21 protein-coding genes are annotated in these 23,846 nt (G+C 33.1%); 7 read left to right on the top strand and 14 right to left on the bottom strand.

All coding sequences use genetic code 11. From position 1 onward, the window contains the following. The coding region (locus tag ABD963_RS11445; protein WP_345277103.1) for a T9SS type A sorting domain-containing protein at positions 1 to 877 on the top strand (877 nt) is incomplete at its 5' end. Positions 878 to 949: 72 nt separating this feature from the next. Here ABD963_RS11445 and ABD963_RS11440 read toward each other — a convergent pair. Then, positions 950 to 2,686 (bottom strand): M14 family metallopeptidase, encoded by a 1,737-nt coding sequence (locus ABD963_RS11440; protein ID WP_345277102.1) that lies wholly within the window; start codon positions 2,684 to 2,686, stop codon positions 950 to 952. Positions 2,687 to 2,836: 150 nt separating this feature from the next. On the opposite strand from ABD963_RS11440, the gene ABD963_RS11435 reads away from it, so the two are divergent. Next, a complete protein-coding gene (locus tag ABD963_RS11435) occupies positions 2,837 to 4,447 on the top strand; it encodes a SulP family inorganic anion transporter (protein WP_345277101.1) in 1,611 nt (536 codons plus the stop codon). Between the two features lie 14 nt (positions 4,448 to 4,461). Here the strand turns inward: ABD963_RS11435 and ABD963_RS11430 are convergent, their stop codons facing one another. The 4 genes from ABD963_RS11430 to ABD963_RS11415 form a co-directional block, all read right to left on the bottom strand. Further along, positions 4,462 to 4,908, bottom strand: coding sequence for a HEAT repeat domain-containing protein (locus tag ABD963_RS11430; RefSeq protein WP_345277100.1), 447 nt, complete (start codon positions 4,906 to 4,908; stop codon positions 4,462 to 4,464). Positions 4,909 to 5,010: 102 nt separating this feature from the next. After that, entirely contained in the window at positions 5,011 to 6,549 is a 1,539-nt protein-coding gene (locus ABD963_RS11425; RefSeq protein WP_345277099.1) for a phospholipase D family protein, read from the bottom strand. Then, a complete protein-coding gene (gene coaD / locus ABD963_RS11420; RefSeq protein ID WP_345277098.1) occupies positions 6,546 to 7,016 on the bottom strand; it encodes a pantetheine-phosphate adenylyltransferase in 471 nt (156 codons plus the stop codon). Before coaD ends, ABD963_RS11425 begins: the two co-directional genes overlap by 4 nt. Before the next feature lie 18 nt (positions 7,017 to 7,034). Then, positions 7,035 to 8,009, bottom strand: a complete 975-nt coding sequence (locus ABD963_RS11415; RefSeq protein WP_345277097.1) for a D-alanine--D-alanine ligase — start codon at positions 8,007 to 8,009, stop codon at positions 7,035 to 7,037. Between the two features lie 138 nt (positions 8,010 to 8,147). On the opposite strand from ABD963_RS11415, the gene ABD963_RS11410 reads away from it, so the two are divergent. Next, a complete protein-coding gene (locus ABD963_RS11410; RefSeq protein ID WP_345277096.1) occupies positions 8,148 to 8,705 on the top strand; it encodes a PASTA domain-containing protein in 558 nt (185 codons plus the stop codon). Between the two features lie 2 nt (positions 8,706 to 8,707). Beyond that, positions 8,708 to 9,751 (top strand): RluA family pseudouridine synthase, encoded by a 1,044-nt coding sequence (locus ABD963_RS11405; protein WP_345277095.1) that lies wholly within the window; start codon positions 8,708 to 8,710, stop codon positions 9,749 to 9,751. 27 nt (positions 9,752 to 9,778) lie between these two features. On the opposite strand, the gene ABD963_RS11400 is transcribed toward ABD963_RS11405, so the two are convergent. Genes ABD963_RS11400 through ABD963_RS11390 form a run of 3 tightly spaced genes read right to left on the bottom strand, consistent with a single transcriptional unit; the run spans position 9,779 to position 13,126 of the window. Further along, complete coding sequence (locus ABD963_RS11400) at positions 9,779 to 10,729, bottom strand: transglutaminase family protein (RefSeq protein WP_345277094.1); 951 nt, start codon at positions 10,727 to 10,729, stop codon at positions 9,779 to 9,781. A 12-nt stretch (positions 10,730 to 10,741) separates the two neighbouring features. Continuing rightward, complete coding sequence (locus ABD963_RS11395; protein WP_345277093.1) at positions 10,742 to 11,665, bottom strand: alpha-E domain-containing protein; 924 nt, start codon at positions 11,663 to 11,665, stop codon at positions 10,742 to 10,744. Between the two features lie 18 nt (positions 11,666 to 11,683). Further along, positions 11,684 to 13,126, bottom strand: coding sequence for a circularly permuted type 2 ATP-grasp protein (locus ABD963_RS11390; protein ID WP_425562804.1), 1,443 nt, complete (start codon positions 13,124 to 13,126; stop codon positions 11,684 to 11,686). A gap of 291 nt (positions 13,127 to 13,417) precedes the next feature. Here ABD963_RS11390 and ABD963_RS11385 point away from each other — a divergent pair, with 291 nt between their 5' ends. Genes ABD963_RS11385 through ABD963_RS11375 form a run of 3 tightly spaced genes read left to right on the top strand, consistent with a single transcriptional unit; the run spans position 13,418 to position 15,867 of the window. Continuing rightward, positions 13,418 to 13,984, top strand: a complete 567-nt coding sequence (locus ABD963_RS11385; protein ID WP_345277092.1) for an RNA polymerase sigma factor — start codon at positions 13,418 to 13,420, stop codon at positions 13,982 to 13,984. After that, a complete protein-coding gene (locus ABD963_RS11380) occupies positions 13,971 to 14,738 on the top strand; it encodes a hypothetical protein (RefSeq protein ID WP_345277091.1) in 768 nt (255 codons plus the stop codon). Before ABD963_RS11385 ends, ABD963_RS11380 begins: the two co-directional genes overlap by 14 nt. A gap of 49 nt (positions 14,739 to 14,787) precedes the next feature. After that, on the top strand, positions 14,788 to 15,867 hold the full coding sequence (locus tag ABD963_RS11375) for a hypothetical protein (protein WP_345277090.1): 1,080 nt from the start codon (positions 14,788 to 14,790) through the stop codon (positions 15,865 to 15,867). Positions 15,868 to 15,921: 54 nt separating this feature from the next. Here ABD963_RS11375 and def read toward each other — a convergent pair whose 3' ends face one another. From def to purH, 6 genes are all read right to left on the bottom strand, one after another. Next, on the bottom strand, positions 15,922 to 16,548 hold the full coding sequence (gene def / locus ABD963_RS11370; RefSeq protein ID WP_345277089.1) for a peptide deformylase: 627 nt from the start codon (positions 16,546 to 16,548) through the stop codon (positions 15,922 to 15,924). Positions 16,549 to 16,583: 35 nt separating this feature from the next. Further along, positions 16,584 to 17,861, bottom strand: a complete 1,278-nt coding sequence (rodA, locus tag ABD963_RS11365) for a rod shape-determining protein RodA (RefSeq protein ID WP_345277088.1) — start codon at positions 17,859 to 17,861, stop codon at positions 16,584 to 16,586. Beyond that, on the bottom strand, positions 17,862 to 19,799 hold the full coding sequence (gene mrdA, locus ABD963_RS11360; RefSeq protein ID WP_345277087.1) for a penicillin-binding protein 2: 1,938 nt from the start codon (positions 19,797 to 19,799) through the stop codon (positions 17,862 to 17,864). Between the two features lie 495 nt (positions 19,800 to 20,294). Continuing rightward, on the bottom strand, positions 20,295 to 21,116 hold the full coding sequence (gene mreC / locus ABD963_RS11355; protein ID WP_345277086.1) for a rod shape-determining protein MreC: 822 nt from the start codon (positions 21,114 to 21,116) through the stop codon (positions 20,295 to 20,297). An 11-nt stretch (positions 21,117 to 21,127) separates the two neighbouring features. Next, a complete protein-coding gene (locus ABD963_RS11350; RefSeq protein WP_345277085.1) occupies positions 21,128 to 22,156 on the bottom strand; it encodes a rod shape-determining protein in 1,029 nt (342 codons plus the stop codon). A gap of 157 nt (positions 22,157 to 22,313) precedes the next feature. Beyond that, positions 22,314 to 23,846: a bifunctional phosphoribosylaminoimidazolecarboxamide formyltransferase/IMP cyclohydrolase gene (gene purH, locus ABD963_RS11345; protein ID WP_345277084.1), complete on the bottom strand. Its 1,533-nt coding sequence runs from the start codon at positions 23,844 to 23,846 to the stop codon at positions 22,314 to 22,316.

Below are 23,846 nucleotides of genomic sequence, written 5' to 3'. Positions count from 1 at the left end.
AGAATTTGGAGTTACCACAGGAGGCGCTGTATTGGGCTTGGTTATAGACAATGGTCTTTGTGCAAGTTTAGATGTAGCAGGTGTACCAGTGATGGTTGAAGAAGGTGAAGTTTGTAATGCTTTCTCTGGAACGATGTATTCAAATAGTCCAATCAGTTGTTTAAGTAACGGTTCTGCGGTTATTTCAGCAACTACAAAAATAAATCCTACAATACCAAATGGATATCAACAATTGTATGTTTTAACAGAGGCCTTCTCTTTAACCATATTAAATGTGTCCACATCTCCGGAGTTTGAAGTAAGGGATAGAGGTTTTTACAGAATACATAGTTTAGTATTTAACCCAAACACTTTGGATTTAAGTGTGGTTGTGCCAGGAGTTACTACTGGTTTTGATGTAGCATCTTTAATTTCGGATAATAATATTTGTGCTTCCTTAGATGTGCAAGGTGCTGTAAATTTAGTTATTGGATCACAATGGTTTTGTGACTTCTTTAACAGATTTTTTAAGAACAATAGAAGTGGTAAAACCAACACTGATAAAGATTGGATAAATGAGCAAATAGCTGAATATGTAGTACTTTATAAAAGTTATGATGAGTTCAAGGAGGCTTTTATTGCACAAAACACAACCTTAGGTGTTCACCCAAATCCAGTTGTTAATATCTTAAATGTTGACTTAGAGCTCTTTGATGGTGAAGTTATGAACTTCAATGTTTATGATGCAAGTGGAAGACGAGTCATATCTGGTATTGCGAAAGATTTACAAAATAGAACTCAAAAAATTGATACCAGTATACTAAGTGAAGGTTTATACTTAGTGCAATTTAAATCGGAATACAGGACTGTAACCGAAAAGATAATAGTTAGAAAATAGAAAAAGAAAAATTCGACTAATTCAAGTGTTAAAAAGTCTACCATATTATGTGGTAGGCTTTTTATTTTTAATTTATGGAAGTCTATATACGGGATATTGCATGTGAGCTGATTCATAATAATCGGTTTGCTTGTGCAACCAGTCTAGTTGGGCATACCAGTTACTTGCAAAATCTTTGTCATAGGTTTTTTTTAAGTTGAAATCTATTTGTAATGTGGGGTTTGAATAAAGGATTTCTAAAATTTTATCTTCCCATACATAGGGAGAAAATCCTTCTTTTTGCTGTAAAATGGTATCGAAAAAATTCCAGTTATAAAATGAATCAGGAGCTTGTGGTTCTAATGTTTCCAATAAATATCTGATAGCATTTTGATTGGTGTATATCAGATAATCACCTTTTGAAAATAGAATCTCATTTTTAGTTTTTTCAATTTTTGTATCGTAATGTTGAAAGTGTCCTTCGAAAGGCATTTGATTGGTTTTGAAATCAGAAATTTTATAAGATTCAACAGTTAAAGTAGTATCGTTTTCAAAGGCTATCATTTCGACTTGATTTAACTGTAATAGTTCAATCACATTATGCCAACCTTTGGGAATTAAATAAGCTTTTGGTATTTCTACTTCAATCGTTGGTGCAAAATAATTTTTGTAAACCACCTCTTTTGTAAAAGGCTTAGTTCTATCGTATTTCAATCTGTCAAAACCAGTCACATTACTTTTTATAATGTTGCCCTCAAAACCTTTAAAAATTAACTTAGAGTGTTTTGTAGTATCAATTTTCCAATCCAAGGCATAGGTTTTTCGATTTTGAATTTCAGATATAGCCTTTTTTCGTAATTCAGAAATTTTATCACCTTGCTCTTCAACAATTTCAATCATGCTTTTCATAAGTTCGTAGGTGCCTTCAACACGTTTGTTATAGGGTTTTAGCATATGTGTTTCAACCATCATTCCCAACACGTTAAAAAGCGTAGTGTAACCAGTTGAATACCGAGGATAATCCATAAATTGAGAGAATCCTTTTTCTGGCAATTCATTAAAAACATTTACATATGGGGTAATATTCCAATCTTTTTTATCTAGTTTTTGTTCCAATTCTGGCATCATTTCAGTATGTAAATAATTACCTAAACCTCCAGAAAGTTTGTTGTGTTGTGTAAATAAATGGGTGAGAGTGTATTGATAATCCGCACCATTACTAACATGATTATCAATAAAAACATCGGGTTTTACCAAATGAAAAATCTTAGCAAATGTTTTAGCGTTTTTGGTATCACATTTAATAAAATCGCGGTTTAAATCATAATTTCTAGCATTTCCCCTAAAACCATATTCTAAAGGACCGTTTTGATTGGTTCGTGTAGTAGAGTTCCTATTTAAACTGCCACCAACATTATAAATAGGAATGGTAACTAAAACCGTATTTTTAGGAGCTACTATGTTTCCTTGAACCATATCTCTAAAAAGCATCATGGTAGCATCAATACCATCTGATTCTCCGGGGTGGATGCCATTATTTATCATTAAAATTCTTTTCCCTGTTTTGCGAACTTCAGAAAAATCAAATGTTTTATCCATGTTTAAAGTGACCAGATGTAAAGGTTTTCCAGAATCTGTTTCACCTATGCTATCCATGGAAATTTCAGCGTAAGCTTCAGATAGATTTTTATAAAATTGAATGGTTTCTTGGTAGGTAGCGGTTTCTAAGCCTTTTGATTTTTCAAATTGAGTTTCGAAGTTATGATCTGAGATTTCGTTTGAAGTGTTGCAAGCAATTATAAAAACTAATAGAATAAGAATTCTTTTCATGAGGATTAATTGTTTGAGTAAATCTACAATTTATAAAGAAAATAATTTGCAAATTTTCAAACGTTGTAGTTTATATAAACATTCAAATATTAACACTTCACTTGCAAACCAGCTTATTAAACGTAAATTTACAGCTTCAAAGATGGTACTATGGAGTTTATTACTAAAAGAGCAGCCAATGCTAAAAATGATATTTTAAGTGGAATAACGGTGGCATTAGCCTTGGTTCCAGAGGCCGTAGCCTTTGCTTTTGTTGCAGGGGTTGATCCATTGGTTGGTTTGTATGCAGCCTTTATGATAGGACTAATTACCTCCATTTTTGGCGGTAGACCAGGCATGATAAGTGGTGCAACAGGTGCTTTAGCTGTGGTTATGGTTAGTTTGGTCGCGGAAGGTAATGCGTTTGGAATTGAAGGAGAAAATTTGGGTCTTTATTATTTGTTTGCTACGGTTATTTTAATGGGAATTATTCAAATGTTAGCAGGGTTTTTTAAACTAGGTAAGTTTGTAAGGCTGATTCCGCACCCAGTTATGATGGGTTTTGTTAATGGTTTGGCCATTGTTATTTTCTTATCTCAGTTAGGAATGTTTAAAGATGCTTCGGGAAATTGGTTTTCAGGGTCACAACTTTGGACAATGCTTGGATTAGTAGCCTTAACTATGGGAATTATGTTTGGGTTACCAAAACTCACTAAAAAACTCCCAGAAGCTTTGATAGCCATTTTAGTGGTTTCGGCCATTGTAATTTTTGGGAAATTAGATGTTGCAACAGTAGGTAGTTTTATTCGTGATGGTGGTGGAGAAGGTTTAAAAGGGGGATTGCCAGAATTCCAAACGGCTATTTTCACTAAAGTACCTTTTACATGGGAAACCTTAAAATTTATTGGGCCTTATGCTTTAATATTGGCTGCAATAGGTTTGATAGAATCACTTATGACCTTAAATCTTGTTGACGAATTAACGGAAACCCGAGGCAACACCAACCGAGAATGTTTAGCTCAAGGTGGCGCGAATATTGTTACTGGGTTATTTGGTGGTATGGGTGGTTGTGCTATGATTGGGCAATCATTAATCAATATAAAATCTGGAGGTAGAACTAGATTATCAGGTATTGTTGCTGCTGTTTTATTATTAGTTTTTATTCTTTTTGCTTCCGGTTTAATTGAGCAAGTTCCTATTGCCGCTCTGGTGGGTGTCATGTTTATGGTTGTTATAGGAACATTTGCATGGAGTAGTTTCCGTATTTTAAATAAAATACCTTTAAGCGATGTTATTGTGTTAGTTGCGGTATCTTCTTTAACCGTTATTTTTGATTTGGCCATAGCCGTTATTGCAGGAGTTATTATCAGCGCACTGGTTTTTTCTTGGGAAAATGCCAAACGCATACGCGCTAGAAAGCGTTTGCGAGAGGATGGCACTAAAATTTATGAAATTTGGGGTCCTTTATTTTTTGGTTCTATTTTGGCTTTTAACGACAAATTTGATGTAAAAAATGATCCAGATAATGTGGAAATTGATTTTATTGAATCACGTGTTAGTGACCATTCTGCTCTAGAAGCTATATTTAATTTGGTTAATAAATATGAAGCTGAGGGTAAATCCATAAAGTTGAAACACTTAAGTGAGGATTGTAAAATATTATTATACAAAGCAAGCCCAAAATTTAAGGAAGTAATTGTTGAAGCTATTGACGACCCACGTTACCATTTAGCCGAAAACCCCGAGGCTTTTACCAAAGGGCTTTCGGAGTATAAGTTTTAATTTCCTTAAAATAGTTATCGTATGGGCTTCTTTAATTGTTCTTTTACACGGTCAAATGATTTTTTGCTGGTGCGCTCCCAACGGTAAATAGTATACTTTTTATTTTTGTTGGCTTCATATTTTGCTTTACGTTCATTGATGTATGTAACCCAATTAAATCGTTTATTCACAATGGTTTTTATAAGTTCTTCCTCTTTACTAATTTTCTCCAAAGCATTTAATGCAGCAATGGATACATTTTGAACTTTATCGCTCATGGCATGCAGAAGAGCCGGTATAGATGACGGTTCACCAATAATTTCTAAAGCTTCTGCAGCTAGTTTTCGGGTTTTATAATTTCCAAATTTTAAGGCATATTCCAATTTTCCAACATCATAATTCTGCGTCCAAAAGTAAATCGCTCTTTCAGAAGGCTGAATTAATTTTAATTTAAAAAGTAAATATGTAATTGGAAGAAACATGAATTCTAGAATATATTATTTACTTATTAGTATAATATATTAAAGAAATGTTACGAATTTACTAATTGAGGCACTCGTTTTCATTTTGTAAAAATAAACGTATCATAAAATTTCTTTAGGAATAATTTTCCTAGTCCATGTTTTAAAGCGCTTGTAATTCCCCACCTTACTGTCGGGATTTAATTCTAATGTAGATTCCCACGAGTTTTCTGGTTTAAATTCAATTTCCATCCCCTCTAAAACACTTTTAGATACTTTGTTAGAATTAACAATAACAATGCATTCTGTATTTAGGTTAGCGCTTCTGGGGTCTAAATTAAAAGTACCAATAACCGTTATATAGTTATCAATTACCATAGATTTTGCATGAAGTCCGAAGGTAGGTTGGTGGTCTAATGTAATTTGTAATTCTCCAGTCATAATCTTTTTTCGTTCCTCGGCATCTGGTCTAAATTCAAAAACGCGCACGCCTGTTTTTAATAATCTTTCTCTGTCTGATTGATAACTGCTAAAAGCTTCTAAATTATCTGTTGAGGCCAGACTATTAGTGAGAATTCTAATTTTTACGCCGCGGTCAACAGCTTCTTTAAATAGGTTTCTACCTAATTCGGTTGTTATTAAATAAGGCGTTTGTATGTCGATTGATGACTTAGCATTTTTAATTAAGTTGATAAGTGCCGTGGTTGAAACACCACCACCACTCAAGCCATCTTCTCCATCGTTTTTTCCTGGTATATCTGAAATAAAGCTAACATCATCTAACCATACCAAATCTCCCGAATTTTTAATGGATTGAAATGTTTCTGGTAATTTTTCAATGCGTTTTCTTACTTGAGGCCAAAAATTATCAGGATTGCAAGCATACTCATGAAGATTTTCAAATGGATTTTCCTGATAGGTATCTTTAGATTCACCTTTAACAACAGCCTCTACATGGACACTTAATGGGCTATTCCAAAATTCATCAAAAGATTTTTTTACAGCTCCCGATTCTTTTCCTAACAAAAGAATGTCTCTGTCTCTAAAATTATATTCGTGGTCATAATCAAAATATTCATCTGCGATATTTCTGCCTCCAGTTATAACAACTTTATCATCAACTATAAATGTTTTGTTGTGCATCCGTTGGTTAGCACCTCTGAAATCAGAAGTGAATTTTTCTATTTTTTGAAAAATATTTTTCCCTAAATTAACTCCTGGATTATATATTTTCACCGAAATATTTTTATGGGAATTAAAAGTTAAGATATCTTCAATATCGGTATCTACCATAATATCATCAACTATAATCCTTACTTTAACACCTCTATCTGCTGCTCTAACTAAATAATCACATGCTATGAGCCCGACATTATCGGTTGAAAAAATAAAGTATTGAATATCGATGGTTTTTTCTGCATATTCAGTTAACCAAGCTCTAGCCACCATAGAGCCACTTCCGTCCTCTAAAACATAAACCGCAGTTTTACTTTTCATCAATAAAGCTACATCCTGAAGTTCTTTGGTAAGAGTTGTACTATTATTTTTATGAATACTGGTGCAGAAGTCTGTTTTTTCTTTTGCAGGTTTGCTTTTACCGCAAGAACATAAAATGAGTAAAACGATTAAAAAGGAATTTTTGAATTTTAAAGGGAAATTCATTTAAAGTGATGTTGTTTTACACGTACACTATCTGGAACTAATTTTGTGTAATCGCCATGATTTCTAATAACATCGCGCACAATGGAAGAAGCAATATATGAGGTACGAGCTGCGGTTAATAGAAAAACGGTTTCTATTTCTGAGAGGCTTCTATTGGTGTGTGCGATGGCTTTTTCAAATTCAAAATCTGCGGGATTTCGCAACCCTCGTAAAATAAAATCAACGCCTATTTCTTTACAAAAATCAACCGTTAACCCTTTATATGTTACCACTTTTACTTTGGGCTCACTGGCAAAAGCTTCTTCAATAAAACGTTTGCGTTCATTAAGAGTAAACATGTATTTTTTATCAGAATTGACACCAATAGCCACAATAATTTCATCAAAAAGCGTCACACCACGCTTTATAATATCGTAGTGTCCCAAGGTTAACGGATCGAATGATCCAGGAAATAATGCGCTTTTCATAAACTAAATTTACAATTTTTATTTTAAAGCTTCTTCAATAGCATTATCAAATAAATCGCTTAGGCTTATTCCTGCGGCTGAAGCTTGTTGCGGTAAGATGCTTTCTCTAGTTAACCCAGGTACCGTATTTACCTCTAATAAATGAGGTTCACCATTTTTAAAAATATATTCACTTCTGCTAAAACCTGTCATTTTTAAAACCTCGTATACTTTTTTAGCTGCCGTTTTTACTTTGTCCTCTTGTTCTTTGGTTAATCTAGCAGGAGTTATTTCTTGGGATTTCCCTAAATATTTAGCTTCGTAATCGAAAAAATCGTTTTCACTAACAATTTCCGTTATGGGTAATACTTTTGTCTCGCCTTGGTAGGTGATAACACCGACAGAAACCTCAGTGCCATCTAAAAAGGATTCAATGATAATCTCATCATCTTCTTTAAATGCCACATCAATAGCATTTTGTAAATCTTCTTTTTTATGCACTTTGGTAACTCCAAAACTACTACCTGCTTTATTGGCTTTTACGAAACAAGGCAAGCCAACTTTTTTTATAATGTCACTTTCATTAACAACGTCTCCTAGGTTTAAATAATAAGATTCTGCTGTTTTTATTCCGTAAGGCTTTAGAACACTTAAACAATCCCGTTTGTTAAATGTTAAACTTGCTTGGTACATACCGCAGCTGGTTTGTGGAATATTGAGTAACTTGAAATAGCCTTGCATAAAACCATCTTCTCCGGGTGAGCCATGAATGGCATTAAAAACACAATCAAATGTGATTTTTTCATTATTGATGTTAACCGAGAAATCATTTTTATCTATGGGGAATTCGGTGTCATTTATATCAACGTAAACCCATTTATCTTTGAAAATTTGAATTCGATACGCGTTGTATTTTGATTTGTTAAGCGTTTCGTAAACTACATTTCCACTTTTTATGGAAATTAGATATTCACTCGAATATCCGCCCATTATAATGGCAATATTTTTTTTCATCTATTCAAAAATAAATTAGTATCCATCTAAAACCAACAATAAATCATATCTAATATTAGTTAAGCTAAAATATCATATAAATTGCAAAAGAAAAAACAGTTCTGTTTTTATATATTTGCCTAATTGAAAATTCTACAAATGAGCATCATTAAATTCCTAACCAGTAAGATTTTTTTTAAACAAATTTTATTGGCAATAGTAGCATTAGTTCTGCTATGTTTTATAGTATTACAATGGCTTAAAATGACTACCAATCACGGTGATTTTGAAACTGTTCCGGACTTAAAAGGAAAATCCATTAATGTAGCCAAAGTGGAATTGGAAGATAATAATTTGGTAATGCAAATTCAAGATTCTGCTAATTATAATCCTGACTATCCAAAATTTTCGGTAATTGAGCAAGATCCACCTGCTGGTGCTAAAGTTAAAGAGGATAGAAAAATTTATATTACTTTAAATCCTTCAGGGTATAGAAAAATTAGAATTCCAGATGGATTGATTGATAAGACTTTTAGACAAGTAAAACCAACTCTTGAAGCTTTAGGTTTTAAGGTAGGTACCATAAGCTATGTTGATAACATAGGCAAAGACATGGTTTTAAAATTATCGCACAAAGGAACCACCATAAATTCTGGTGATAAACTGCCAAAAACATCAGAAATAGACTTGGTGTTAGGGAATGGCAACAGACCTTAAACATGGAAAATAACTCTCCAGAATTACCTGAAGAAGAAGATAATGACCTTTATGAGCATTATGCTTTTACTGTAGAAAAAGGCCAAAATCCGCTACGAATTGATAAATATTTAATGAATTTTGTTGAAAATGCTACGCGAAACAAAATTCAGGCAGCTGCCAAAAACGGAAGTATTTTTGTAAATGGTTTAGCTGTAAAATCAAATTATAAAGTAAAACCCTTTGATTCCATTCGTGTATTGTTCACCCATCCACCTCACGAAAACCTCTTAGTAGGAGAAGCTATTGATTTAGATGTAGTTTATGAAGATGACACCTTGTTAGTGGTTAATAAACCTGCCGGTATGGTGGTACATCCTGGACATGGTAATTACTCGGGAACTTTAATTAATGCTTTAATTTATCGTTTTGATAATTTACCAAATAACTCTAGTGAGCGTCCTGGTTTGGTTCACAGAATTGATAAGGATACTAGTGGATTATTGGTAGTTGCCAAAACCGAACAAGCTATGAATCATTTATCACTTCAATTTGCTGAAAAAACGAGCGAACGCGAATATGTGGCTTTGGTTTGGGGAAATGTTGAATTAGATGAAGGTACTGTTGAAGGCAATATTGGTCGTCATCCTAAAAACCGATTACAAAACACTGTATTTTTAGATGATGAAGCCGAAAAGGGTAAACCGGCAGTAACACATTATAAAGTTTTGGAACGTTTGGGGTATGTTACTCTAGTGTCTTGTAAATTAGAAACTGGTCGCACCCATCAAATACGTGTACACATGAAACACATTGGACATACACTTTTTAATGATGAGCGTTACGGTGGTGAAAAAATTTTAAAGGGCACTACATTTACTAAATACAAACAATTTGTGGATAATTGTTTTAAAGTTTTGCCAAGGCAAGCTTTACATGCGAAAACACTTGGTTTTTTACATCCTAAAACGGGTGAGTTTATGCGCTTTGAAACACCAATTCCTGAAGATATGCAACAATGTATTGAAAAGTGGCGAAACTACTCTAAGCATCAAGATTTAGAGTAAGTTTTGGCCTGAATTTTTTATCAAAAACTATTGTTGCTGCTGATGTTGTTGCATGATTTCTAAATTTCTTTGATAACTATTGGTTTCAGTATTTGAGATGGTATTATCTATATTGGTTTCGGTTGATATATCTTTATTAGTTTTAACTTCTACTTTAACCTTCATTTCAGCCTCAACTTTTCCCTTAAAAACACCTTTAATTGGGGAACAATCATTGTAATTTCTACCAACAGCTAAGCGTACGTGATTTTCGTTTGCTATGGAATTATTGGTTGGGTCTATACCTAACCAACCGTAAAATGGAATATAAGCTTCAACCCAAGCATGGGTAGCACCTTCACCTCGGGTCATATCGTCACTGGGGCAAATATAACCACTTACATAACGAGCAGGAATTCCTAACATTCTTACCATTTGCAACAAAATATTGGTAAAATCTTGACAGACACCAGCTTTTAGTTCCCAAATACTATCTAAAGAAGTATTAACATCGGTTATGTCCTTTATATATTTGAAGTTTGAATACACATACTCACAAAGTTCCAATATGGCCTTAAATGGTGATTTTGAAGTTAAATTTTTTGAAGCAATATAATTTGAAACATCATCGCTACCGGCAAAAGGTTTATGTTTTAAGAAGTCAATAAAATCAACTTGGTTTTGCATTGTTTTTAAATTCGACCATTGGTCTGCCACACTAACACTATCATCAGGAAATAGTCTATTTTGGGTAATCACCTCAATTTCTGAAACAATATTGAGTTCAGTATGGGGTTCGGTTATCATAAAAGTACCAACACGATTATTGTAAAAATCATAGAATGTTTCTACAAAAGGGTTATTGGTAATTGATAAAGTATGCGAAAGTACTTTTTGGTAAGCATCATTTATGGGGTGTAATCTGGTGAGTGTCGCGCCATCAATAACAGTGCTGCTGTAGCTGTATTTTGTAACATGTTTAATAAAAAAAGTAGCCATTGGTTTTATTTATCAATTATTTTGGGAAAAATATACCGCATTTATATTTAGTGAAATATTTCGGATATCTTCCTTAATGTCTCTAATGAAATTATCTAATCCCTGTTGGTTAATATTTTCAATAGTCGTATATTTTATAGTGCTTTCGAGCTTTCCTAGTAAAAATTCAAGGTTGTTTTTTTCAAGCTCGTTGCTTTCAATAAGCCGCTCTATATGTCGGTTGAGTTTATTTATGCAGTAATACACAGATCGAGGAAATAATTTATCCTGAAACACCATACTTATAATATGATTTTCGTTGAAGGTAGATTTATGTTTCTTTAAATATAATTGATATCCACCTATTGATAATAATAAATTTTTCCAATAAAAGCTTTTTTCTAAAGTGTCGGATGTGTTGCCAATATCAACTAATTTAAGTGCTGTAAAATCTGATATAAGAACAACACGCTCCAAAAATTTACCAACATTCATAAAATAATAGGAAGGACCTCGTTCTTGGGTAATGTCTCCTGTGCCATTATATATTAAATGATGCTTTCTCAAATCCTCTAAAAACTGAACAGGATCCTCTTCAAGTTTTTTTGGTAAATCTTTACTTGTAAGGTATAGATAATAATTGTTAATGCACAACCATAGTTCCCTTGATATATGTTCTTGAACACTTCGAGCATTTTCTCTTGCCTTGGTTACAATATTTAAAATAGAGTTAGAATTATCTAAATTGAATACCATAAAATCGATGCACTCAATTGGGTCTTCAGTGTAAAATTCATTGTCGTAAGTTGTAAAATTTTTAATGATTGGTGTCCATGAAAAAAGTTCTGGGGAATCTTGATTGGCATAAAAATTTACTTTTAGTAAGCTTAAAATACCATTTCCACGCTCCATATACCTATCTAACCAAATAAGATTATTTGCTACTCTACTTAACATACTTAACTTTTTTGAGATTTATTCTAATACCCATGTATCTTTGCTACCGCCACCTTGCGAACTGTTTACAACTAAAGACCCTTTTTTTAGAGCTACTCTAGTGAGTCCTCCTGGGCATATGTCTATTCCATCTCTCCCCGAAAGTGCAAATGGTCTTAAATCGATGCATCGAGGCGACAGTTGGCCGTCTATATAACAAGGTGCAGTTGAAAGTCTTAATATAGGTTGGGCTATAAAGTTTTCAGGTTTTTTCTTAACGTTATTTAAATAATCCTTTATTTCAGCATCTGAGGCTTCATGCCCCATTAACATGCCGTAACCTCCACTTCCATCAGTTTTCTTAATAACCATGTCTTTGATGTTTTTAGTAACATATTCCAATTCATCTGGTTTTCCTAATTGGTACGTTTCAATATTCTTTAAAATGGGTTCTTCCTCAAGATAATATTTTATCATATCGGGCACATAGATATAGATGGCTTTATCATCAGCTATCCCTGTACCAGGAGCATTTACAATGTTAACATGCCCTTTTCTGTAAGCTGCCATTATTCCTGCTACACCTAAAACACTTTTCGCATTAAATTCAAGAGGGTCTAAAAAGTCATCATCAACACGTCTGTAAATAACATCTACCTGTTTTAAGCCATTGGTTGTCTTCATGTACACAAAGTGGTTTTTAACAACCAAGTCGCTACCTTCAACCAGTTCAATTCCCATCAATCTGGCTAAAGTAGTATGTTCATAATAGGCCGAATTGTAAATTCCAGGTGTTAACAGAACTATGTTTGGGTTAGCCTTATCTGAAAGACCTTTAAGTTTTTCGTAAAGCATATTCGGATAATTAGAAACGGAACGCACTTTGCTTTTTGGTAAAATGCCTGGGAATAATCGTTTGGAAATTTCTCTATTTTCCAACATGTAGCTAACGCCAGAAGGGGTTCTTAAATTATCTTCAAGCACATAAAATTCACCATCATTATTCCTGATTAAATCTACTCCAGAGATATGTACATAAACATCATGAGGCACCTTTATGCCTTTCATTTCTCGCAAGAAATTAGGGCAAGAGTAAATTAACTCGGCAGGCATAATGCCATCTTTAATTATAAATTGCTCATTGTAAATATCTTTTATAAAGAGATTCAAAGCTTTAAGTCGTTGTTTGATTCCTCTTTCTATTTTATCCCATTCTGTAGCGGTTATAATTCTTGGTACAATATCAAAAGGAAATATTTTCTCAATCCCTTCATTGTCATTATAAACCGTGAAAGTAACTCCTTGGCTCATAAATAATTGTTTGGATAGATCTTCCTTTTTTGAAAGTTTCTCTGGAGATGTATTTTCTAGATACTTGATAAAGCCTTTATACTGATTTCTAAACTCTGTATTGTTGTTGTACATTTCATCCCAAGTTTTGGGAAGCAAATCATACGACGAAAAAAGGTTGTTTTCACTCATAAACTAAAGGTATATTCCAAATATAATTAATTATTAGAAGATATTCAATGAATTATTGTTTTAACAGAATAAAATTCAACAATTATAAAAAATTTGTGATTTTTTGATTAAGATTATATTTTTTTGATATTTAAATAATCTAAAAATGGGTATTTGGTAATCTTACCTTATAAGGTAACAATAATCAATCAAAAATAAAACAATAGGTAAATTTAAAAATTTAACAACTCTCAGGCAACCATTTGCATATTAATTGCGTCTTTAATAATAGAAAGCAAAATGACATTATTGTTGAAAGTAATACAACTTCATAAAAACGAATCTGTGCTTATAAAAAAGGCGGTCAACCAAAATCGTGAAGCGCAACATGTTTTATTTGAGATGCATGCTCCAAAAATGTTAAGTGTTTGCAGATATTACATAAAAGATATCCATCATGCCGAAGAAGTTATGCTGAACGGCTTTTTTAAGGTCTTTACAAATTTAAATAGTTTTAAAAATGAGGGCAGTTTTGAAGGTTGGATGAGGCGTATTATGGTTAGAGAATCCATATCCTTTCTAAGGAAGCAAAAAAATGTAGAGTTTTCGGTAGAAGATATTCTGGTTCATGACCAACATGCTAATAATATGATTACCAATATTGAAGTTTCACAAATACAAGAAATTATAGATGAGCTTCCAGAGGGTTATAAAATAGTATTCAATATGTATGCGATTGAGGGCTATAAACATCATGAAATAGCTAAAATGCTAAATATTACTGAAGGCACCTCAAAATCGCAATTATATAAAGCACGAAAAATGCTTCAAGATAAATTAGAGAAAATAGATAAATCAACAAGCTATGGCACCACTTAAATACGAAGAACAGTTAAAGGAAAAGCTCGAGAAACGCAGAATGCAGCCAATGGAAAATGCTTGGGAAAAACTTTCGGATCGTTTAGATAACGAACAGAAAAAGAACACAAATAAATCATACTGGTGGTTGGGTTTAGCAGCGAGTTTAGTTGGAATAGTATTTATAGTATCTCAATTTTTAAATCTTAATGTCAGAAATAAAACTGAAACCGAAGTAGTGACAACACCGGAAGTTGAAATTATTGAGCAACAAGAAACCAATGTAATGGCCTCTGAAAGAGAAACTATTAAACCAGTTGAAGATGTTGAAGTGCTAAATAAAGAGGAAACAATTCAATATTCTGAAATAAAAAGCCCATTAAAAATTAATACTTCAAGTGAAACCAAAGTGGCTGTTTCTGAGGATGCTAGAAATGTAGAAGAGGCTATTTTAGTCAATGAAAAAGCAGAGTTTCCCAACCCAAAATTAACCTTTGAAGAACAAAAAATACAAGATGCTGTCGCACAAGTACAGGCCTTAGAGAATGAGGATAGAAAATTAACAAAAACTAATATTGATGCTCTTTTAGAACAAGCCCAAAAAGAAATTAAATTAAATAGATTAGCCAATGAAACTACTGGAATGGTTGATGCTAATAGATTGCTACAAGACGTTGAAGCAGAATTAGACCAGTCTTTTAGAAGCAAGGTTTTTGAAGCTATCAAATCAAGCTACAGTTCAGTAAAAACTGCAGTTGCCCAACGAAATAATTAAATTCAATCAAATAAATCAATAACCTTAAAAGGTCAAAAAACGAACAATTATGAAAACTATTACTAAATTATTATTACTACTCGTTTTATGCTTAAATGCAAAATTTATACAAGCGCAAGACACCATTCAAAATGTGAATAACAAGGATAAAATAGTTGAATTAAAATCCATAAAAGCAGATATTGAAAATCAAGAACGCGAGTTTTTAAAACTGGAAGTAGAAGCCATTAGTAAACGATTGGAAAATGGTGAAATTAATACTGATGAAGCAGAAAAACTTAAAAAAGAAGTAGCAAAAAAGCGTGCTTTAAATATTGAAAATAGATTGGCTATTATCAACAATAAAATAGCACTTTTAGAGAGAAATGATGATGGCTATGATACTAGTGCCGATGATGAAATTTCTAAAATTGGGATTTCTTTAGGGGATGAGGAAGATGGTTTTGCAGGCATACGAATAAAGAATAAAAATAAACCTAGAAAATATGATTTGCGTACTTCTAGTGATTTTGTTTTGGCATTTGGTTTAAACAATGCCATTATTGAAGGAGAGAAATTAGACGATTCACCATACAAGTTGGGAGGTTCTCGTTTTTTTGAAATAGGTTGGGCGTGGAAAACCCGGGTATTTAAAAACTCAAATTTTATGAGACTTAAATACGGATATTCTTTTCAAATAAACGGTTTGAAACCAGATGATAACCAATATTTTGTGCAACAAGGCAATCAAACGATTTTAGAAGAATTCCCTGAAAATCTCAAAAAATCAAAGCTATCTATAACAAATTTGGTGTTTCCAGTACATTTTGAGTTTGGTCCATCAAAACGAATAGATAAAGACACTTATTATAGATATTCAACCAATAAGCAATTCAAAATTGGATTAGGTGGATATGCCGGTTTTAATATTGGTACGCGACAAAAACTTAAGTATGAGTTGGATGGTGAGCGTATTAAAGATAAACAAAAACGAGGATTTAACACTACCAATCTAGTTTACGGGTTAAGTGGCTATTTAGCTATTGATGAGGTGGCGCTTTACGTGAAATATGATTTGTCACCTATATTTAAAGACCAACCTATCAAACAAAATAATATTTCCATAGGAGTTCGATTTGATATGGATTAGTAACTTTACAAAAACTAAATAAAAAAGCAGAATAAAAATATTCTGCTTTTTTATTTAGTTTTTGGCATCTATAACTTCTTTCTGTAAGTGATCCAAATATAAAATACCATTCAAATGGTCTACTTCATGCTGAAAAATAACAGATGTAAAATCTTCAATAGTTTCTGTTTTATGTTCACCATTCATAGTATCGTATTCGACAGAAACGGAAAAGGCTCTGCTGCTTAAAGTATCGCGACGGTTGGGAATTGATAAACATCCTTCTCTTCGGGTTTGCTTTTCATCTGAATACTTAATAATAACGGGGTTTAGATACAGCTCAAATGGGAAGTTTTCCTTATCAAAACGCTGTACCCAAATAATATTTTTTAAAACACCAACTTGGGGTGCAGCGATGCCCGCTCCCAAAGAAGCACTATCGGTTACGGTTGCATAAAGTCGTTTCACAAAGTTATGCAAAACAGGGTCGTTTGGATTTGGTTTGATGTAAGCGCTTTTCTTTCTAAGCAGAAGAGAATCTTCATAATTTGTTATTTTATAAACTCTCATAGGTTTTAAGCTATCAGCGTTCATTATCATTTTTATTTCATCTGTAGAAAACACATTTTTTGTGGCATTTTTATAACTGGAACATCCTATTATAGAAAGGACAGTGAAAATTAAAAGTAGATTGTTTTTCATAGGATTGATTGAGTAAATATATAATTATGGTAGGTTTACCATTCGTTAATTCTGTTAGAATCTAATTTTATAAAAATAAATATTAAAATTGTAAATGCCCAAAGTCCAGAACCACCATAACTAAATAAAGGTAATGGTATGCCAATGGTGGGGATGAGGCCCATTACCATGCCAATATTGACTAAAAAATGCACAAAAATAATAGACGCAACCCCGTAGCCATACACTCTACTGAATTGTGATTTTTGCAATTCTGCTAAATGTAAAATGCGCAACAGGAGCAAGACGAAAACAATGACTACAAAAGAACTTCCCAAAAACCCCCATTCTTCACCTACGGTGCTAAAAATATAGTCGGTATGCTGTTCTGGAACAAATTTCCCAGTGGTTCTCGTGCCTTCCATAAAACCTTTTCCAGTTATTCCTCCTGAGCTAATAGCTTTTTCAGATTCGTTTAAATTGTAGGCGAAAGTCTGTTTCATTTTTTCCAGCTTTTCTGGGTCTTTTTCCAGTCGAAGCCAAAGACTAATTCGTTCTTGTTGATGGGGTTTTAAGATACTTTGATAAAAAAATTTAACCCCAAAAGAAATACCAATAGCTAGTATTAATAAAAATAATGATTGATAGATCCTCAATATTTTTTTATTCAAATAGTGATAACTAAAAATAATAACACCCGCTATGATTGAGGTTATTACATATCCAAATTTTAGGGATAATATGGATAATAAAATAACTGATATAGCAATCGTCAAATAATATTTAGGCAAACCCTCTCGGTACAATACAAAAAAGAAAGCACCATAAACTATGGTGCTGCCCGTATCATTTTGTAACAATACTAGAACAGCAGGAATTATAATTATAACAAATGTTTGAATTTGATCTTTGAATAATTTTATATTAGTGTTTAAATCACTTATGTATTTTGCGACTGCAAGGGCCGTAGCTGTTTTGGCAAATTCGCTTGGTTGAATGGTAAAACTTCCTATGCCATACCAAGAGGTAGCTCCATTTACATTTTTACCAAATATGAATAGTCCAACCAAAGATAGCATTGAAATTATATAAATGATGCTGGAAAAACGTTCATAGAATTTGGCATCAATAGCCAAAATGAGAATGATCAAGATAAAGGTTAAAAATATAAAAATAAGTTGTTTACCAAAGGGTTGTGAGAAGTCAAAATAATTTATGGTTTCACCCGTATGTGACGCTGATACGATATTTAACCAACCAAAACCAACTAAAAGAAAAAAAAGAAAAATAGTAATCCAATCAAATCTAAAATGTCTGTTAGTTTCTCTTATCATTTAATTTTCAACTTTATTAATCTTGTCGAGTTGTTTTTTTAAATCTAAATATTCCTTTTCTTCTATGACTTGTAAAGTAGTATATCCATTAATACCAAAAGGTTTACCTGAATAAGGTTTTGCATATTCGTTTTCAAGACTATGCCATAAAAGCCAATCTTCTAAATCGGTTCTTGTAATATTGCCTTTAATATGTTTCTCAATCATTAAACTGGCTACTTTACCTGCAAAACGACTTCCCCAATAACCATTTTCAACAAAAACCGCTATGGCAATTTTAGGGTCGTTCTTAGGTGCAAAGGCCACAAATATGGAGTGGTCTGTAAGTTGTGTTTTTAAACTATCAACAATAGCAAAGTTTTCAACGGTTCCTGTTTTACCGCAAATGTCAATATCCTTAACTTGTAATGAGGATGCAGTACCTTGCCTGTAAACCTGCAGCATACCTTCTATGACAGGTTCAAAATGTTGTCTATCTATGGTGGTGTATTTTGGCTTGGTAAATTGCTCTGGAAGTGTTTCACCTTCAATTTTTTTTATGATATGGGGCGTGTAATAGTAGCCTCTGTTGGCTATTGCAGCTAACATATTCGCTAATTGTATAGGCGTTGTTGCTACTTCCCCTTGCCCAATAGCATTTGATATGGTGTAGGTTGAATAGAAGGTTTCTGGATAAATGCGTTTGTAATAATCTCTGTCTGGAATTCTTCCTTTCTGGCCAACGAACAAATCGTTATTCAAAAAATTGCCCAAACCAAAACTTTGAGCATGTGCACTCCATGTATCTATACCATCGGAAGCATTTCCGTTTTTATCCAAAATTTTTCTGTATGTTGTAGCAAAATAGGCATTGCATGACCTTTGGATGCCTGTAATCATGTTATTTCTGGTGCCATAATTACAGTGGCACTTCATAAACCTGCCACCATACCTATAACCTTTATAGCAAGTTACTGCGTCATCTGGTGTCATAACTCCTTCTTGAAGGGCTATAAGGGCATTCATTAATTTAAATGGTGATCCTGGTTCATAAACACCTTGTAAACTTCTGTTAAACAATGGTTTAGCAATGGAATCCCTGAGTAGCATATTAAAATTACTAGAGCGTTCCCTACCTACCAAAATATTGGGATCGTATGTTGGGGCAGCAACCATGGCCAATATTTCACCTGATGAAGGCTCGATAGCTATAACGCCACCTCGCTTGTTTTTCATGAGCAATTCGCCATAGGCTTGCAATTGGGCATCAATGGTAATGGTAATATCTTTTCCCTGTTTTGGTAGGGTATCAAATTTACCCTCCTTGTATGGACCAATATTTCGGTTAAATCGATCTTTTTGTATGAACTTAATACCCTTGACGCCACGTAGAATTTCTTCATAAGAAGCCTCGACGCCTTGTTTGCCAATTAAATCTCCCATTTTATAGTAGGGATCGCTGTTGATAATAGCATTATTAACTTCACCAATATCCCCTAAAACATTGGCGCCAATGGTAGTTTGGTAGTGCCTCAAGGAACGTTTTTGAATGTAAAACCCTCTGAATTTTCGCATTTTCTCCTGTAAAACAGCATAATCTTCTTTTGATAAATGGGAGACAAAAACCGAAGGCAACCTGGGTGAATAGCGGTATGCTTTGTTATAGGTATCAATAAATCTTTCCTTATCAATTTTTAATAAAGAGCAAAACTCCAAAGTATCTAATGGTTCAACTTCACGAGGAATGACCATTACATCGTAGGATGGTTGATTGGCCACTAAAAGTTCTCCATTTCTATCGTAAACAAAACCACGTTTTGGGTAATCGTAAACTTTTCTAATGGCATTATCGTCATATAAATTATTGTTATTTTCTTTAACTACCTGTAAATAGAAAAGCCTTGAAATAAATAGTATTCCAACACTAATTACAGATATGAAAAGTAATAATTGTCTCATTTTGTTTTCCTACTAAAAATTATAGTAATAGATATACTTAATAAAATAGTAAATATACTTGAGAATAACGTTTTTTGAAGGACTAAAATTATTTTTGAAAGACTAAAAATTTCTAAAGAAAATAAAATAATATGATGCAAAACAGTTAATAAAGAGAAGTAAATAAGTTTTGAACCAAAATCTACGGTGTTAAATTTTACAGTTTGGTGTTCGTAAATAGTGCCAAAAGAAAATTTTAAAACAAGAGGTCTAATGTAAGCTATAAAAACGCATGATGCTGCGTGAATGCCCCCAGTATCTAGAAATATATCAATGAGTAATCCTATTAAAAAACTCAATAAAATTAAAATAATACGATTGTTTTTTACGGGAAATAGGGCAATAAATAATATGTAAGGAAACGGGTTTGTATATCCCAAAAAATTAATGTTATTAAATAGAATAACCTGTGCTAATATTAATAAAAAAAAACGGGCTGTATGTATAGAGAAAATATTATTCATTAATGCCGTTTGTTAACTTATTTATTTCTGTAGCATCAATATTTTCGATTATATAAACGTGTTCTAAATTTGTCATGTCGTTCAGCAGTTTCACGTTTAATTTATAATAATTTTCAGCGTCATCTAATTGAAAATTTTCAACAATGCCAACCGGAATACCTTTAGGGAATATTGACGACCTACCCGAAGTAACAATGGTATCACCAACTTTAACAGGAGCTATTTTGGCAATATCAATGAGCTGTGAAAACTCTGGGGATTTACCGTCCCATTTTAAGGTGCCAAAATGATTGGTATTTTTTAATTGGGCACTTATTCTACTTGAAGTATTTAAAATGGACAATACCGTGGCATAGTTAGTGCTTGTTTTATCTATAATGCCAATAATTCCCTTTGATGAGATGACACCAAAATCTTGTTTAATACTATTTTTTTTGCCTTTGTTTATGGTTAAATAATTGTCGGTTAACGAATAACTGTTTTTTATAACATTGGCACTGTAAAATCTGTAAGATTTGCCAAAAGACAAGCTATCAATAAAAATGGAGTCTGATTTAATTCCAGAATTCCGGATAATCCATCGTAATCTTTTATTTTCTTCAACGAGTATTTGATTCTGGGATTTTAAATTGAAATAACTGCTGATGTTGTTTATGGAATTGTATACCCCACCGGTTAAAAAATTAGCAGAATTTATAAATTTACTTTTATGGTAAGAATGAGATTGAACTGTAAACAAAATAGATATACAAAACAGCAACAAGAACAACAAAAAGTTTTTGTTTCTTATTATAAAATTAATAATCTGTTGCATGTTTTAGATCCCTATTTTATCAATACACTTTTGTATTTAGATAAATTTTTAAGTGTGATTCCGGTACCTCTTACAACAGCTCTTAAAGGATCTTCAGCGATGTAAACTGGTAAGTCAGTTTTTTGTGACAAACGCTTATCCAATCCTCGAAGCATCGATCCACCCCCAGCTAAATATATTCCAGTGTTATAGATATCGGCAGCAAGTTCAGGTGGAGTTTGACCCAAAGTTTCCATTACGGCATCTTCAATTCGTAAGATAGATTTATCCAAAGCTTTGGCTATTTCACGGTGAGATATTGAAACTTGTTTTGGTTTACCAGTAAGTAAATCGCGACCTTGAACACTCATGTCATCAGGTGGTAATTCTAAATCTTCAGTAGCGGCACCAATTTGAATTTTTATTTTTTCGGCAGTACGCTCGCCTACATATAAATTATGTTGGGTGCGCATGTAATAAACAATATCATTGGTAAATACATCACCTGCAATTTTAACCGATTTATCACAAACAATCCCACCTAAAGCAATTACGGCAATTTCTGTAGTACCACCCCCAATATCAACCACCATATTGCCTTTAGGTTGCATAATATCTACGCCTATACCTATAGCTGCTGCCATGGGTTCGTGAATTAAATATACTTCTTTGCCATTTACTCTTTCAGCACTTTCTTTAACTGCACGCATTTCTACTTCGGTAATTCCTGAAGGAATACAAATGACCATGCGAAGTGCTGGGGTGAAGAATTTCTTTTTTAATGCTGGTATATTTTTAATAAACATACTTATCATTTGCTCAGAAGCATCAAAATCAGCAATTACACCATCTTTTAAGGGGCGAATGGTTTTAATGTTTTCATGGGTTTTACCTTGCATTAAACTAGCCTCTTGGCCAACAGCTATTATTTTTCCAGAAATTCTATCCCTGGCTACTATCGAAGGGGCATCAACAACAACTTTATCGTTGTGAATAATAAGTGTATTTGCTGTACCTAAATCAATGGCTATTTCTTCGGTTAGGAAGTCAAAAAATCCCATGTGCTATTAATAATTTTAAATGGTTTGAAAAACGAATGACGTAAATGTAATAAAAGTTGCTAAATATATAGGGTTATTGTGTATTCAAAATTGTAACAAACAATAGTATTTTAATCTTATACGCTTTTAATCGGGTTTTAGATTAATAAATACTATTTTAATGCTTGAAATGACGTGTACCAGTCATTACCATAGCCATATCATTCTCATTACAATAGTCAATGCTAAGTTGGTCTTTTATAGACCCACCGGGTTGAATAACAGAGCTAATACCTGCATTTTTTGCAATTTCAACACAGTCTGGAAACGGAAAAAATGCATCACTTGCCATGGCGGCATCTAGTAAATCAAAATTGAAGGTTTGTGCTTTATGAATAGCTTGTTCCAAAGCATCTACACGACTCGTTTGCCCAGTTCCACTTGCCAATAATTGTTTGTTTTTTGCCAAAACAATGGTGTTGGATTTGGTGTGTTTACATATTTTTGAAGCAAACAGTAAATCTTCGATTTGATTTTCGTTTGGCTTCAAATTAGTAACGGTTTTTAAATCCTCAGCTTTATCTGTTATGCTATTTCTATCTTGAAGTAAAATGCCATTTAAACAACTTCTCACGTTCATTTGTGGCATGTCAGCATCATGGATTTTCAATAAAATTCTATTCTTTTTGCCTTTAAGGATTTCCAAAGCATCTTTCGCATACGAAGGAGCAATAACTACCTCGCAAAACAAATTGTGTATTTCTTCAGCTGTTGCCAAATCAATTTCTTTATTGCTAATTAAAACACCACCAAAAGCGGAAACTGGATCACCAGCCAGAGCATCAATATAAGCTTGATGAAGTGTTTTACGTTGAGCTAAGCCGCATGCGTTGTTGTGTTTTAGAATGGCGAATGTAGGGGCATCATTTTTAAACTCTAGCATTAAATTTACGGCTGCATCTACATCCAATAAATTGTTATAGCTTAATTCTTTACCGTGTAATTGGGTAAATAATTCATCAAAGTTTCCGAAGAAAAACCCTCGTTGATGTGGATTTTCGCCATAACGCAATACCTTTCCGTTAGTTTCACTTATTTTTAAAGCGGTTTCTTCCTGATTTTTGTTGAAGTAATTGAAAATAGCAGTATCGTAATGAGAAGACACATTAAATGCTTTTGCCGCAAAACGTTTTCGATCCTCTTCTGAAATGGCTCCGTTATTAGTAGAAATCAACTCTAAAAACTCAGCATAATCGTTTACGGAAGACACACAAATGACATCGGCATAATTCTTTGCCGCCGCACGAATTAAAGAAATACCACCAATATCAATTTTTTCAATGATATCTTGGTTACTGGCTCCTGACGCTACGGTTTTTTCGAAAGGATATAAATCGACTATCACCACATCAATTTGAGGAATGTTATATTCAGCCAATTCGGCTACATCGCCCTCATGGTTTTGACGGTTAAGAATACCTCCAAATACTTTTGGATGCAAGGTTTTAACGCGACCACCAAGAATAGAAGGGTAAGACGTCACATCTTCAACAGGAACCACGTCAATACCTAAATCTTTTATAAATTTTTCTGTACCACCAGTAGAGTATATGGTAACGCCTTGTTTATTTAATTCTTTTACGATAGGGTCTAATCCGTCTTTACTAAATACTGAAATTAAAGCCGATTTAATGGTTTTTTCGTTGCTCAT

The sequence above is a fragment of the Litoribaculum gwangyangense genome (genome assembly GCF_039543505.1).
In the GTDB taxonomy this organism is placed as follows: domain Bacteria; phylum Bacteroidota; class Bacteroidia; order Flavobacteriales; family Flavobacteriaceae; genus Litoribaculum; species Litoribaculum gwangyangense.
This window is presented reverse-complemented; position numbering and strand designations above follow the sequence as displayed.